The sequence below is a fragment of the Massilia pinisoli genome (genome assembly GCF_024753285.1).
Classification (GTDB): domain Bacteria; phylum Pseudomonadota; class Gammaproteobacteria; order Burkholderiales; family Burkholderiaceae_D; genus Telluria; species Telluria pinisoli.
On the sequence record NZ_JANUGW010000006.1, the window covers coordinates 75,501 to 89,133 of the forward strand.

The window sequence follows — 13,633 nt, forward strand, 5'->3', positions numbered from 1 at the left end:
GTTCAAGCCATCAGGATGGTCGACATCTCGCCGAACTGCACTTCCGTTTCGCGGAACAGGTGCAGATAGGCTTCCTCGTTCAATCCCATCGCATCCCACGCGACGCTGGAGACGCGCGGAACCACTTCGTCGTCTTCGCCCGCCAGGTCGAGCGCGTGGACGATGGCATTGGCCACGTGCACGATGGCCGCAAGGAAACCTGCGCCGTGCAGGTCCGGCGCGTGGTGGCAGGCGATCGCGTGGCGCATCGTGTCCGAGAAATTCCAGTGGTCGGCCAGTGCGACCCCGGCGTCGACGTGATCGATGCCCAGCACCGCGCGTTCCGCGTCCAGCCAGTCGCCGCCATGCTGCGCGCGCCACGCGACGACCTGGGCATAGGCGTCGGGATGGCCCGTCACCAGCACGAGCTTGCCGATGTCGTGCAGCAAGCCGGCCGTGAAGGCGATGTCCTGGTTGAAGCGCATCCGGCGCGCGAGCGCGCGTGCGCACACGGCCGTGGCGATCGAGTGGCGCCAGAACGCCTTGTCGTGGAACCCGGCGCAACGTCCGCTCGGGAAACAGCCGGTGACGGCTGCCGCCGTGATCAGGTTGCGCGTCGCCTGGAAGCCGAGGAAGGTGATGGCTTGCTGGATCGTCGTGACCTTGACCTGCAGGCCGAACGACGACGAATTGGCGAGGCGCAACGTCTTGGCCGTCAGCGCCTGGTCGTACGACACTTTTTTCGCCAGCACGGAAATGTCGATATCGTCTTGCTCTATGCTGCTGAGCAATTCCATGACGACGGCGGGCAGCGACGGCAAGTCTTGCACGCCGGCGGCGAGCTGTTCGGGTAACAGGCGGTTCATGCGTCCTCCCCGCGTTGCAAACGATAATCTTCCACGTAGCGGCGCAGGATGCCGGTGCCCCAGTCGCCGAGGTCGTCGCGATCGTGCATGCGGAACACATGGTCGAGCCGCGCCTGGATTGCCGCCGGATCGACGGGCACGGGCGCCGGGGCGGCTTGCAGGATGGGCAGCACGTCGATGCCGTGCCGCCCCAGCGACGCAAGCATCGATTCCGTCAAGACCACGCCCTGCGCCAGCAAGACGTTGCCCCTGCCGTCGAGCACGACATCGGACAACACCATTCCCGGACGGGTCTCGGCCAGCGGCGTCAGCTGGAAAGGACCGCTCATGCTTCCCTCGTTTATTTTTGGCAATGTCTGATATTACCATCGGGTCAGGGGCTGTGAGCCGCTTAATGCAGTCTTAATCCGGGCACGGTACGATGGCCGGATGACCAGTCAACGCTATATTGCTTTATTAAGAGGCGTGAATGTCGGACGGGCAAAACGCATTGCCATGGCCGACTTGCGCAAACTGATCGCCGATCTCGGCTACGACAATGTGCGCAGCCTGCTCAACAGCGGCAACGTCGTCTTCACCGGTCCTGCCAAGCCGCACGACACGGTGGCGGCCGAGATCGAGGACGCGCTCGTGCTCAAGCTTGGTGTCGCGTCGCGTACCATCGTGCTCGGGTGCGCTGACCTGGACGCGATCATTTCTTCGAATCCCTTGCTGGACGTGGCCACCGACCACGCGCGCCTGCTGACCTTCATTCTGACCGCCGGCCATTCCCGCGCAGCCATCGAACCCTTGTGCGGCCAGGACTGGCGGCCGGGCGCGGTGGCGCTGGGCGAGCGCGCAGCCTATGTCTGGTGCCCCGACGGCGTCCTCGACAGTAGGGCGGCCGCGGCACTGGGCAAGCAGCTGGGCGATGGGACGACGGCGCGCAACTGGGCGACCCTGAGCAAGCTGCGCGCGCTGTGCCAGGAATTGCCGGCCTGAGCCATCAGGGGGGGCGATTTCGCGCCGATGAATAGATGGCAAAGTTAATAAATTCTACATGCGACAAATACATTCATTATTCAAATGGCTATTGATAAGTTATTAAAATCCGCCGTGATTGATTGCGATTTATTTATCAAATAGATGGGATTGGCAATAAAAGGCGATATCAACTTGATCATCCGTGTTGCGATTCAAAATTTTTTCGGCGCACGGTATACACGACGCTTTTCTTTGCGAGTATAGTCTCCATATCCCCATTGCCTTCGGGCATCAAAACAATATCAAACGCACACGTTTGAATACCCCGCGGTCCCGCACCGCCGCCTTCGCGTCCACTCGGCACTTCGGAAGGCATGCAACACCCTGCCGTATCACGCACCTTCGACTTTGTAGAGTACCGATATGCCCAATTTTGCCCGACTTCAAATTGCCTTTAAGAATGTTTATGTCCGGATCCTGACGGCCGTATTGCTTGGCGTTATGGCGGGCTGGGCAATCTACAAGGCCGATATCCCGCAAGATCCGTCGCCGGTCGTCTATTCCCAGAACATTTCCGAGATCACTCAACTGGCATCTCAGAAAGACCGCCTGGACTATCTGATCGTGGCAAAGCCGCTGTCGGATTCGCCGCGCTATATCTATAAGTTCAAAGGCACGCCGGAATTGCACGTCGTGAAAGTGCCGAGCACGTCGCACCTGTCGCTGGAACGCGAAGTGCTGCTGAAGAATGCGATCCCGTATTCCATCGCCAAGGACGAATACCTGGCGTCGCACAAGGCCGTCATGCAGGACGAAGGCGAAGGCGTCGGCGCCGACGTCCTGGACTTCATGAAACGTCACGCGCTCGACCTGACCGTGCTGCTGGTGATCCTGTACGCCATGAAATTCGGCATCCCGGGCATGGGCATGAGCAGCCAGCTGATCACCCCGGACAAGTTGAAGGGCAGCATGGACGACCTGATCGGCATGGAAGACATCAAGCAGGAAGTGCTGCACCTGGAAGACATGATCCGCAACCGCGAGTTGTACAAAGAGCACAACATCGACAAGCCGTTCAATGTCATGCTGACGGGTCCGGCCGGTACTGGTAAGACCAAGCTGGTGGGCTACCTGGCCAAGCGCCTCGACATTCCGCTGATCCAGGCATCCGGCTCGGCACTGGAATCGGGCTACGTCGGCGGCGGTTCGAAGGCGTTGAACGCGCTGTACCGCAAGGCGTCGAGCAAGGGCCGCTGCATCATCTTCCTGGATGAAGCGCAAAGCCTGTTCATGCCGCGCGGCCGCAGCGAAAAGAAATGGGAAGACGATACGGCGAACACCCTGCTGGGCCTGCTGGACGGCGTGAAGAGCGACAAGGGCCAGGGCGTGATCTGGGTCGTCGCCTCGAACTTCGACGATGCGTCGACGGAGATGGACGAAGCGATGCTGCGCCGCTTCTCCGTGAAGATCAATTTCCGCCTGCCGAACAAGGGCGAGCGCAAGGAGTTGCTGCGCAGCTTCCTGGCACGCAAGAAGGAAGGCCTCGTGGACTGGAACGACCTCGACCTGGACCAAGTCGCGGAAATCACGCAGAACCTGAGCCCGGCGCTGCTGGAAACGGTGGTCGAGCGCGCGTCGATGATCTCGATCCAGGAAAAGACGATCATCAATACCGACCTGCTGTTCCGCGCCTACGAGCGCGCCACGATCGGCCTCACGGACCGCGCCACGACGGCCGAGAAGTTGAAGCAGCGCGAGCGCATCGCCGTGCACGAACTGGGACACTTCTTCATGCAGATCGACCCGTATCTGCGCGCCGGCATGAGCTTGGCCGAGGTCAAGGAAAAGTCGCATCTGCTGAAGATCAGCACGGAAGCGGTGTCCAAGATCGGTGCGCTGGGTTATGTGCTGCAGTCCGGCGAAGACATGTCGCTGCGCACCTTGGAAGAAATGGAACGCGACGTGATCGGCCTGTACGGCGGCGTCGCGGCGGAAGAGTTGTTCTACGGCGCACGCGGCATTTCCGTGGGTAGCCAGAACGACATCGAAAAGATCACGAAAATGCTGAACCTGATGGTCAACCGCCTGTCGATGTATTCGCGCGCCAAGATCGACTACAGCCAGTTGCAGAACGATGCGTCCGGCGAGCACACCTTGCGCCAGGTCGAGGAGAAATCGGACGAGCTGTACAACTACACGTTGAATTCGATCCGCGACTACAAGGACGTGATCCTGTCGATCAAGGACACGCTGCTCGACCAGTACGTGCTGTCGAAGGATGCCGTGTTCGAGCTGCTGGAAGAACACCAGGAAGCGTTGACGGCCGGCTTGAACGCGCCGCGCCACGCGAGCCTGAAGCTGTGCGCCGAAGAGGCTGCGGTGGCGTAAGTAAAAGTTTGGTGGTGGTGGTGAATGCGGCGGACAGCGATGTCCGCCGTTTTTTTTATTCCGGAAGCTGCACGACGCGGATCTTGCCGCTATGGCCACCGCCGCAGAAGAAGCGGTCGACGCCGTCGGACTCGAGGCCCGACACCATCGCGTCGGCCGGCATCTCGACGCATTGCAGCACGTCGCCCGTGCGCGGATCCACGCGGCGCAAGTCGCTGCTGTCGTTTTCCCAGGTGGCGTGCCACAGCTCGCCGTTCAACCACGTCACGCCGGTGACGAAGCGCTTCGATTCGATCGTCTGCAGGATCGCGCCCGTCGCCGGATCGAGACGGTGGATCTTGCGCGCGCGGTGCTGGCCGATCCACAGCGAGCCTTCGGCCCACGTGAGGCCGGCACCGCCGCCGTCCGGCGTCGGGATGCTCGACAGGATGGCGCCCGTGTCGGGGTCGATCTTCTGGATGCGGCTGTCCGCGATCTGGTACAGGTAGCGGCCGTCGAACGCGGTGCCCGCGTGGGCCTGGACGGGCAGGGAGCGCTGCAGCCGGCCACTGTCGGGATCGACCGCGTTCAAGTGGTCGCCGGACGCGAACCACAGCCGGAAGCCGTCGAAGGAGACGCCATGCACGTCGGGCTGGTCGTCGAAGGGTCCGTACTCGCGGACGATATGGGCAGGTGTCGTTTTCATATGGTCATTCTATTGAACGCCCGGTGCCGAGGGGAGTAACAAGCTTGTCGCGAAACCGGGCAGCGGGAGCATCGCCCAGCGGCGCGCCCTAGCCTGGCCGAACGCCTGGATCTTGCCGCCGGCCGCCAGCGCTTCCAGCGCGCGCTGGACGGTGCGCTGGCTCGTGCCCAGCGCCTGCGCGAGCGTTGAGCTGGACCACGCCTCGCCGTCCGACAGCAATGCCAGCAGCGGTGCGTGGTCGTCGTCGACGGGGCGGGCGAGCACGGCGACGTCGTGCCCGTCATGCGGTACCAATTGGAAGCCGCGCGGCGTCGCGCGCACGCCGGCCGCGTCGCGCAGCACGGTGCGCAGCCGGCCCATCTCCACACGCAGGCGGGCGCGGTGCGTCTCGTCCGGGTGGCGCGTGCGGAACGCGGCCAGGATCAGTGTGTCGCGCGGCGCATCGTGGGGCCAGGCCTCGGCCAGCGCACGCACGAGGGCGAACAGGACGGGGCGCCGCGCCAGCGGGATCTCCACGGCGCGGTGGTGCACGGCATGCATGCAGCCGTCGACCACGAGCGCGGTCGAGGCCATCAGGCGTTCCACTTCGTCGAGCAGCACGTCGCGCTGGCCGTCCGGCGTGACGAGTCGCGCGGCCGGCGCATCGAGCAGCCGCGCGGCCCACTCGACTTCGGCGCCGAGGGCGGCGATGCCGGCGGCGCGCGCGTGGGCGTCCGCGCGGGCGAGCGCCGCGCGCGCCGCCTGCGCGCGCATGCGGCGCACCGCGATGCCGGCCGCCGTCAGCTCGTGCGCGGCACGCAGCGCGCGCGGCAGGCCGGACGAGTCCAGCGCGGCCAGGCGCTGCTCGGCATCGTCGAGGCGACCCGTGAGCAGCAGGCGCCGGATCTCCAGGTAGCGGGCATGCGCCGCGTTGGCGTGATCGCCGTGCGCGTCCAGCGTGCGGCAGGCGTCGGCGAGCAAGGTCGCGCACGTGTCGAGGTCGCGCCCGGCGAGCGCGATCTCGGCCTCGGCGAGCTGGCACCGTGCGCGTGCGACGGCCTCTTTCGCACCGAACGCGCGGGCGGCGCGGCGCACGAGCTGGCGCGCGCGCGCGAGGTCGCCCAGCTGCGCCATCGCGATACCGCGCAATGCCAGCGCGGGTGCATCGTCACGCAGCGCGACGCGGGAGAGGGCGCCGAGCGGGTCGCCGTGTGCCAGCAACAGGGCCGCCGCCGTAATCATCGAGTCCATCGGAATCGCGCCAAACTTGTCACTCCCGTCATGTGCCGTGCCGTCCCTACTATAGCACCGCATTCAACCACCAAAAGGAACGACCATGACCACGCATCAGACGGCAACCCGGGACGAATGGATGGCCGCGCGCCTGCGGCTGTGGGAGGCGGAGCGCGAGCTCACGCACCGCGGCGACGAGCTGGCGCGCCAGCGGCAGGCCTTGCCCTGGGTCCGCATCGACAAGGACTACCGCTTCGACACCGAGGCCGGCACGGCCACGCTGGCCGACCTGTTCCAGGGCCGCTTGCAACTGCTCATCTACCACTTCATGTTCGGCGTCGACTACAAGGCCGGCTGCCCGTCATGCTCGGCGATCGCGGACGGCTTCGACGGCATCGTCACGCACCTCGGCAACCACGACGTCACGTTGATGGCCGTGTCGCGCGCCCCGCAGGCCAGGCTGCAGGCGTACAAGGACCGCATGGGCTGGAGCTTCCCGTGGGCGACCGCGCAGGCGCTCCCGGGCGAAGACTTCAACGCCGACTTCAACGTCTGGTTCTCGGAAGCGCAGCAGCGCGAAGGCGGCATCGAGTACAACTACCGCCGCGAACCGCCGATGCTGCAGCCCGACCGCACCGACCGCACCGACTGGACGATGCGGGACAGCGGCAGCCCGGCCGCGCTGCAGGCCGCCGCGACCGGCACCGACCTCTCCACGTACACGCGCGACCGTCCGGGCGTGAGCGCCTTCGTGCTGGAGGACGGCGTCGTCTACCACACGTATTCGGCCTACGCGCGCGGCCTCGACGGCCTGTGGGGCATGTTCCAGTGGCTGGACCGCGCACCGAAGGGCCGCAACGAGGACGGCGTCTGGTGGCGGCGCCACGACGAGTATCCCGTGCGGTGATGGGACAGATCCCGATGTCCGGCGGCTGGGCCATGGCGGCGATGTGGTTGCCCATGTGCGGCCAGTCGCGGCTCGGCGCGATGGCCGGCTTCATCGGGACCTGGGCGGCGATGATGGTGCCGATGATGCTGCCGCTCGCCGTGACGCCGTTGCGCCGTTATCGCGCGGCGCTGGTCGGGACGGGACGGTGGCGGGCACGCCTGCTCACGGCGATGGCTGGATGCGCGTGGGCCTTGGCCTGGACGGCGCCGGCCGTGCCGCTGTACGTGGCCGGCACAATCGTGGCCCAGGCGCTGCTGAATCTGCCCGCGCTGGCGCGCATGGTGCCCATGCTGGCGCTGGTCGCCGGCATGGCAGGCGCCGGCTGGCATGCGGCGTCGTGGTGCCGCCGTCCGGCGCATGCGTTTGACGCCGCGTGCGGGAGGCCCTTGGTCGCCGCGGCGCTGCGGCAGGGCGCGCGGCTGGGCAGCCATTGCGTGCGGCGTTGCGCGGGCATGACCGTCGCGATGGTGGCGGCCGGCTTCATGGAGAAGGGCACGATGGCCTGCGCCATCGCCATCGTGGCCGTGGAATCAGTGCGCCTGCGCGAGCGCTAGGCCGTCCAGCACGTGGCGCGTCATGCTGCGCGCCAGTTCGTGTTCGTCGACGAGGACCGTGCCGCCCGTCTCCGCGCGCAGCAGGCGTGCCTCTTCCTCGTTGTGCGTGCGCACGACGCAGCGAATGGCGGGATTCAGCGCCTTGGCCGTTTCGACCATCGCGCGCACGTGGAAGGTGTCCGGCGTCGCGATCACGAGCATGGCGGCGCGCGCGATGTGCGCCTGGATCAGCACCGCGGGCTCGGCCGCATTGCCCGCCACGGCCGGCTGGTCGCGCCGGCGCAGCTGGTCGACGATGTCGCGGTTCTGTTCCGCCACCACGTAATGGATGCCCGCGCCGTCCAGTTCCTGCGCGATGCGCTTGCCCACGCGGCCGTAGCCGACCAGCACGACCTGGTTCGTCAGGCGCCCGTGGTCGACCGTCATCGGCAGCTCGGCCAGCGGGTCGGGCGAGCGCGCCAGCCTGCGCGCGCGTTCGGATGCCGACAGCATCCGCTCCTGCAGCGGGCCGACCAGCTTGAACATCAGCGGATTCACGGCGATCGAGATGATGGCCCCCGCGAGGATCAGGTTCTGGCCCATCTCCGGCAAGAGGCCCAGCGAGATCCCGAGGGCAGCCAGGATGAACGAGAACTCGCCGATCTGCGCGAGGCTCGCGGACACCGTGATCGCCGTATTGAGCGGATAGCGCAGCGCCAGCACGAGGACGAACGCGGCCAGCGATTTGCCGACGAGGATGATGGCGACGACGCCCAGCACTTCCAGCGGCCGCTCGACGAGCACGCGCGGATCGAACAGCATGCCGACCGAGACGAAGAACAGCACGGAGAACGCGTCGCGCAGCGGCAGCGTCTCTTCGGCCGCGCGGTGGCTCAGCTCCGACTCGCGCAGCACCATGCCGGCGAAGAAGGCGCCCAGCGCGAACGACACGCCGAACAGATGCGACGAGCCGTAAGCGATGCCGACGGCGGCCGCGATCACGGCCAGCGTGAACAGCTCGCGCGAACCGGTCTTCGCGACGCGCCACAGGAACCACGGGAACAGCTTGCGTCCGACGAGCAGCATGAAGGCGATGAAGGCGCCGACCTGCAGCAGGGTCTTGCCCAGCGAGAGCCACAGCGAACCGCCGTCGCCCTTGCCGCCCAGCGGTCCGGCCAGCGCGGGCAGCAGCACGAGCACGAGCACCGTCACGAGGTCTTCCACGACGAGCCAGCCGACGGCGATGCGGCCGTTGAAGGAATCGAGCTGGCCGCGGTCTTCGAGCGCGCGCAGCAGCACCACGGTGCTCGCGACCGACAGCGCAAGGCCGAACACGAGGCCGGCCCCGAGGTCCCAGCCCCACAGGTGCGTGAGGCCCATGCCGAGCAGCGTCGCCACCGCGATCTGCAGCACGGCGCCGGGCAGGGCGATGCCTTTCACTTCCAGCAGGTCGTCCAGCGAAAAATGCAGCCCGACGCCGAACATCAGCAGCATCACGCCGATCTCGGCCAGCTGCGACGCGAGGTGCACGTCGGCGACGAAGCCCGGCGTGGCGGGGCCGATGATGACACCGGCGGCGAGATAACCGACCAATGCGGGCAGGCGCAGACGCACGGCGAGCATGCCGAACAGCAGGCCGAGGCCGAGGGCGGCGGCGATGGTGGTGATCAGGCTGATGTCGTGCTGCATCCCCGCTCCTTCATATGAACCGGGTCAGTATAAGCGACGGGTAGGGTGGACGGGTTCCCCGTCCACGCGGTGATTGTTGGCGGCTCCTTGCTCGTCTACGATATCGGAGCCGTCGCGTATCAGCGCGTGGACGGCCGAGCCGTCCACCCTACGGTACGGTGGCGAGATTCAGCAACGCCTTGCGCAGCGCCGCCCGCACCGCGAGGAACTGGTCGCGGCGCGATTCGCGGTCGAGGCGGAACAGCATCAGGCCCTCGATCTGCGCCACCATCAGGATCGCGCGCTGCATGTATTCCTCGTCGGGGATCGCGGGATTCAGCCCGCGGATCAGGTTGTAGACGGTCTTGCGCTCGCGGCCCAGCATGCGGTCCATCAGGCTGGAGGCGAACGCGTTGCGCGATGCCAGCGCCCAGATCTCGAAGAACAACGCGTGCGTGACGGGGTTCGTGATCTCTTCCAGGAACATGTCGGTCGTCGACACGAATTGCTCGAGGCGCGGCCGGTCGCTCATCTCCGCGGAGATGCGGTCCATCTTGGCCTGGAACTCGTCCATCGTGGACAGCAGCACGGCTTCCAGCAACACCTCTTTGCTGCCGTAGTAATGCTGGACGTTCGACAGGCTCATCCGGGCCTCGGCCGCCACCCGACGCATCGACAGGCCGGCATAGCCGTCCGCTGCCAGCAGCCGGCGTGCGGCCTGCAGGATGGCGTGCACGCGCTCCCAGCCCTTTTCCGTCGTCAGGGAGGATTTGTAGCGCAGGGTCTGGTCGAGCGTCGGATGCATGGACGCATTATCGCACGGCATGCTTTCAAAACCAGTACGACTGACCTATAATCGTTTCGATAGGTCGGCTGACCTGATAAAAAACGAGGAGACGACGATGAGCCGCAAAGTCCATGTGACGGGAGTCGGGATGATCCCATTCGCCAAACCGGGGGCGAGCGCCCCGTACCACGAGATGGGAGCGATGGCCGCGCGCGCCGCGCTGGAAGACGCGGGCATCGCCTGGGACGACGTCGAGCAGGCCTATGCGGGCTACGTCTACGGCGATTCCACGTGCGGCCAGAAGGCCTTGTACGGCGTCGGCATGACGGGCATCCCGATCGTCAACGTCAACAACAACTGCTCCACGGGTTCCACCGCGCTGTACCTCGCGCGCCAGGCCGTGCAGGGCGGGGCGGCCGACTGCGTGCTCGTGCTGGGCTTCGAGCAGATGAGTCCCGGCGCGCTGGCGTCCGTGTTCACCGACCGGCCCGCGCCGTTCGACGACTTCGACGCCGTCACCGACCGCCTCGTCGGCAAGCCGGAGATCCCGCTGGCGCTGCGTTACTTCGGCGGCGCCGGGCTCGCGCACATGGAAAAATACGGCACGCCGCTCGAGGCGTTCGCGCGCATCCGCGCCAAGGCGAGCCGGCATGCGGTGAACAACCCGCTCGCGCTGTTCCGCAAGGAGGTCAGCGTGCAGGACGTGCTGGACGCGCCCGCGATCTGGCCCGGCGTGATGACGCGCCTGATGGCCTGCCCGCCCACGTGCGGCGCCGCCGCGGCCGTGCTGGTGTCCGAGGACTTCGCGAAGAAGCGCGGCCTGCGCGCCGACGTCCACATCGCCGCGCAGGCGATGACGACGGACCGTCCCGGCACGTTCGAGGCGAACGACATGATGCGCCTCGTCGGCTACGACATGAGCCGGGAGGCCGCGCAGAAGGTCTACGAGCAGGCCGGCGTGGGGCCGGACGATCTGGACGTCGTCGAGCTGCACGACTGCTTCGCCCACAACGAATTGATCACGTACGAGGCGCTGGGCCTGTGCCCGGAAGGCGGCGCCGACAAGTTCATTCGCGACGGCGGCAACACGTATGGCGGCCAGGTCGTCACGAATCCGTCCGGCGGCCTGCTGTCGAAGGGCCACCCGCTCGGCGCGACGGGGCTTGCCCAATGCTTCGAGCTCACGCACCAGCTGCGCGGCAGCGCGGGTGCGCGCCAGGTCGAGGGCGCGCGCACGGCGCTGCAGCACAATCTCGGGCTGGGCGGCGCCTGCGTCGTCACGCTGTACCAGGTTTGAGGAGGCGGCCATGACATCTCCCTGGATGACGCCGGAACTGGACACCTTCCGCGACGCCGTACGCCGCTTCGTCGCGCACGAAGTCGTGCCGCACCAGCAGCGCTGGCGCGAGCAGCGGCACGTCGACCGCGCGCTGTGGAACAAGGCCGGCGAACTCGGTCTGCTGCTCGCGGACGTCCCCGACGATTTCGGCGGCTCGGGCGGCACGTTCGCCCACCAGGCCGTCGTGTTCGAGGAGCTGGCTCTGGCCGGCGACACGGCGTTCGGCCTGCACGTGCACGCGATCGTCGCGCACTATCTGCTGCACCACGGCACGGAAGACCAGAAATACAAATACCTGCCGCGCCTCGCGAGCGGCGACATGATTGCCGCGATTGCGATGTCGGAGCCGGGCGCCGGGTCCGACCTGAAGGGCATCCGCACGACGGCCGTGCGCACGGACCGGGGCTATCGCCTGAACGGTTCCAAGACCTTCATCTCGAACGGCTACCTCGCCGACCTGATCCTCGTCGTCGCCAAGACCGATCCTGCTGCCGGCGCCAAGGGCATCTCGCTGATGCTGCTGGAAACGCGCGACAATCCGGGCTTCCGCGTCGGCCGCATCCTCGAGAAAATGGGGCAGAAAGGCCAGGACACGTGCGAGCTGTTCTTCGACGACGCCGCCGTCCCCCTCGCGAACGTGCTGGGCGGCGTGGAAGGCCAGGGCTTCGCCCAGCTGATGGCGGAGCTGCCGTACGAGCGCACGATCGTCGGCGTGGCCGGCGTCGCCTGCATCGAGCGGGCGCTCGAGCTCACGGTCACGCATGCGAAGGAGCGCCGCGCGTTCGGTCAAGCCCTCATCGACATGCAGAACACGCGCTTCGTGCTGGCCGAGTGCAAGACCGAGGCGACAGTGGCACGCGCCTTCATCGACCGCTGCATCGAGGACCTCATCGCCGGCCGCATGGACACGGTGCGCGCGTCGATGGCCAAGTACTGGATCACGGACTTGCAGTGCAAGATCGTCGACCAGTGCCTGCAGCTGTTCGGCGGCTACGGCTACATGCTCGAGTACCCCATCACGCAGATGTACCTGGACGCGCGCGTGCAGCGCATCTACGGCGGGGCGAACGAGATCATGAAAGAAATCATCGCGCGGTCGCTGTGATGACGAGCGGACCTTTGCAGGGCCTGCGCGTCATCGAGATGGTCGGCATCGGCCCGTGCCCGTTCGCCGCGATGATGTTGGCCGATATGGGCGCCGACGTGATCCGCATCGACCGCAAGCCGGACCCGCATGCGCCGAACCCGTACCCGACGTTGGGCACGAAGTACGACGTGATGGCGCGGGGCCGGCGCTCGCTGGCGCTGGACTTGAAGTCGCCGCGCGCACATCAGCTGCTGCTCGACCTCGTGGGCAAGGCCGATGCGCTCGTCGAAGGCTTCCGGCCCGGCGTGATGGAGCGACTGGGCCTCGGCCCGGACGTGTGCCGCGACCGCAACCCGAGGCTCGTGTACGGCCGCGTCACCGGCTGGGGCCAGGCGGGTCCGCTCGCGCAGGCGGCGGGGCACGACCTGAACTATGTGGCCCTGTCCGGCATGCTGCACGCGATGGGCGACGCGGACCGGCCGCCGACTCCACCTTTGAACCTCGTCGGCGACTTCGGCGGCGGCGGCATGATGCTGGCGTTCGGCGTCGTCTGCGCCCTGCTGGAGGCGCGCGCGTCGGGCCGCGGGCAGGTCGTCGATGCCGCGATGACGGACGGCGCCGCGCTGCTGGGCGCCATGACGTACGGCCTGCGTGCGCACGGCACGTGGTCGGCCGCGCGCGGCGCCAACCTGCTCGATGGCGGCGCGCCGTTCTATGCGACCTACGCCTGCGCGGACGGGCGCTTCATCGCCGTGGGTGCCATCGAACCGCAGTTCTACGCGCGGCTGCTGGCGTTGACGGGGGCGTCGGATCCGGCGTTCGCGCGGCAGTGGGACCAGGACGACTGGCCGGCGCTGAAAGAGCGATTCGCGGCGCTGTTCGCCACGCGCACGCGCGACGCGTGGTGCGCGCTGCTGGAAGGGACGGACGTGTGCTTCGCGCCGGTGCTCGACATGGACGAAGCGCCGCATCACCCGCACAACGCCGCGCGCAAGACGTTCGTCGACGTCGACGGCGTCACGCAGCCGGCGCCCGCGCCGCGTTTCTCGCGCACGCCGGGCCAGGCGCGGCCCGTGGCCGCCGCGCCGGGGCAGGACGGGGCCGCCGTGCTGGCCGACTGGGGCTGGACCGGGGACGCCATCGCGAGGCTGCGGCGCGACAATATCGTCTAGGCTGG

General features: G+C 67.0%; 13 protein-coding genes. 7 read left to right on the forward strand and 6 right to left on the reverse strand.

Going from position 1 to position 13,633, the window contains the following annotated elements; translation table 11 throughout:
- Window positions 1-2: 2 nt before the first annotated feature.
- Window positions 3-845 (reverse strand): HDOD domain-containing protein, encoded by an 843-nt coding sequence (locus NX784_RS10300; RefSeq protein WP_258816557.1) that lies wholly within the window; start codon window positions 843-845, stop codon window positions 3-5.
- A complete protein-coding gene (locus tag NX784_RS10305; protein WP_258816558.1) occupies window positions 842-1,174 on the reverse strand; it encodes a hypothetical protein in 333 nt (110 codons plus the stop codon). Before NX784_RS10305 ends, NX784_RS10300 begins: the two co-directional genes overlap by 4 nt.
- A 100-nt stretch (window positions 1,175-1,274) precedes the next feature.
- Between NX784_RS10305 and NX784_RS10310 the strand changes: the two genes are divergently transcribed.
- Together NX784_RS10310 and NX784_RS10315 are read left to right on the forward strand one after the other, a co-directional pair.
- Window positions 1,275-1,826 (forward strand): DUF1697 domain-containing protein, encoded by a 552-nt coding sequence (locus NX784_RS10310; protein WP_258816559.1) that lies wholly within the window; start codon window positions 1,275-1,277, stop codon window positions 1,824-1,826.
- A gap of 405 nt (window positions 1,827-2,231) precedes the next feature.
- A complete protein-coding gene (locus NX784_RS10315; RefSeq protein ID WP_258816560.1) occupies window positions 2,232-4,196 on the forward strand; it encodes an AAA family ATPase in 1,965 nt (654 codons plus the stop codon).
- 55 nt (window positions 4,197-4,251) lie between these two features.
- Here NX784_RS10315 and NX784_RS10320 read toward each other — a convergent pair whose 3' ends face one another.
- Entirely contained in the window at window positions 4,252-4,881 is a 630-nt protein-coding gene (locus NX784_RS10320) for a Vgb family protein (protein WP_258816561.1), read from the reverse strand.
- Window positions 4,882-4,890: 9 nt separating this feature from the next.
- Window positions 4,891-6,111: an HTH domain-containing protein gene (locus NX784_RS10325; RefSeq protein ID WP_258816562.1), complete on the reverse strand. Its 1,221-nt coding sequence runs from the start codon at window positions 6,109-6,111 to the stop codon at window positions 4,891-4,893.
- Window positions 6,112-6,196: 85 nt separating this feature from the next.
- On the opposite strand from NX784_RS10325, the gene NX784_RS10330 reads away from it, so the two are divergent.
- Window positions 6,197-7,000 carry a DUF899 domain-containing protein gene (locus NX784_RS10330; RefSeq protein ID WP_258816563.1) on the forward strand — a complete coding sequence of 268 codons (804 nt, stop codon included), beginning with the start codon at window positions 6,197-6,199 and terminating at the stop codon, window positions 6,998-7,000.
- Entirely contained in the window at window positions 7,000-7,596 is a 597-nt protein-coding gene (locus NX784_RS10335) for a copper chaperone (protein ID WP_258816749.1), read from the forward strand. Before NX784_RS10330 ends, NX784_RS10335 begins: the two co-directional genes overlap by 1 nt.
- Here NX784_RS10335 and NX784_RS10340 read toward each other — a convergent pair.
- A complete protein-coding gene (locus tag NX784_RS10340; protein ID WP_258816564.1) occupies window positions 7,573-9,264 on the reverse strand; it encodes a cation:proton antiporter domain-containing protein in 1,692 nt (563 codons plus the stop codon). The genes NX784_RS10335 and NX784_RS10340 overlap by 24 nt on opposite strands.
- Before the next feature lie 148 nt (window positions 9,265-9,412).
- Window positions 9,413-10,048: a TetR/AcrR family transcriptional regulator gene (locus tag NX784_RS10345; RefSeq protein WP_258816565.1), complete on the reverse strand. Its 636-nt coding sequence runs from the start codon at window positions 10,046-10,048 to the stop codon at window positions 9,413-9,415.
- Between the two features lie 97 nt (window positions 10,049-10,145).
- On the opposite strand from NX784_RS10345, the gene NX784_RS10350 reads away from it, so the two are divergent.
- From NX784_RS10350 to NX784_RS10360, 3 genes are read left to right on the forward strand one after another with little or no spacing between them, the layout of a single operon-like run.
- Entirely contained in the window at window positions 10,146-11,327 is a 1,182-nt protein-coding gene (locus NX784_RS10350; RefSeq protein ID WP_258816566.1) for a lipid-transfer protein, read from the forward strand.
- A gap of 10 nt (window positions 11,328-11,337) precedes the next feature.
- Complete coding sequence (locus NX784_RS10355; RefSeq protein ID WP_258816567.1) at window positions 11,338-12,474, forward strand: acyl-CoA dehydrogenase family protein; 1,137 nt, start codon at window positions 11,338-11,340, stop codon at window positions 12,472-12,474.
- Window positions 12,474-13,628 (forward strand): CaiB/BaiF CoA transferase family protein, encoded by a 1,155-nt coding sequence (locus NX784_RS10360; RefSeq protein WP_258816568.1) that lies wholly within the window; start codon window positions 12,474-12,476, stop codon window positions 13,626-13,628. The genes NX784_RS10355 and NX784_RS10360 overlap by 1 nt, the downstream gene beginning before the upstream one ends.
- The last annotated feature ends 5 nt before the right edge of the window (window positions 13,629-13,633 follow it).

Bases quoted from the DNA above. Each gene is read 5' to 3' on its own strand.
- NX784_RS10300 (WP_258816557.1), bottom strand. From the start codon at position 845: ATGAACCGCCTGTTACCCGAACAGCTCGCCGCCGGCGTGCAAGACTTG.
- NX784_RS10305 (WP_258816558.1), bottom strand. From the start codon at position 1,174: ATGAGCGGTCCTTTCCAGCTGACGCCGCTGGCCGAGACCCGTCCGGGA.
- NX784_RS10310 (WP_258816559.1), top strand. From the start codon at position 1,275: ATGACCAGTCAACGCTATATTGCTTTATTAAGAGGCGTGAATGTCGGA.
- NX784_RS10315 (WP_258816560.1), top strand. From the start codon at position 2,232: ATGCCCAATTTTGCCCGACTTCAAATTGCCTTTAAGAATGTTTATGTC.
- NX784_RS10320 (WP_258816561.1), bottom strand. From the start codon at position 4,881: ATGAAAACGACACCTGCCCATATCGTCCGCGAGTACGGACCCTTCGAC.
- NX784_RS10325 (WP_258816562.1), bottom strand. From the start codon at position 6,111: ATGGACTCGATGATTACGGCGGCGGCCCTGTTGCTGGCACACGGCGAC.
- NX784_RS10330 (WP_258816563.1), top strand. From the start codon at position 6,197: ATGACCACGCATCAGACGGCAACCCGGGACGAATGGATGGCCGCGCGC.
- NX784_RS10335 (WP_258816749.1), top strand. From the start codon at position 7,000: ATGGGACAGATCCCGATGTCCGGCGGCTGGGCCATGGCGGCGATGTGG.
- NX784_RS10340 (WP_258816564.1), bottom strand. From the start codon at position 9,264: ATGCAGCACGACATCAGCCTGATCACCACCATCGCCGCCGCCCTCGGC.
- NX784_RS10345 (WP_258816565.1), bottom strand. From the start codon at position 10,048: ATGCATCCGACGCTCGACCAGACCCTGCGCTACAAATCCTCCCTGACG.
- NX784_RS10350 (WP_258816566.1), top strand. From the start codon at position 10,146: ATGAGCCGCAAAGTCCATGTGACGGGAGTCGGGATGATCCCATTCGCC.
- NX784_RS10355 (WP_258816567.1), top strand. From the start codon at position 11,338: ATGACATCTCCCTGGATGACGCCGGAACTGGACACCTTCCGCGACGCC.
- NX784_RS10360 (WP_258816568.1), top strand. From the start codon at position 12,474: ATGACGAGCGGACCTTTGCAGGGCCTGCGCGTCATCGAGATGGTCGGC.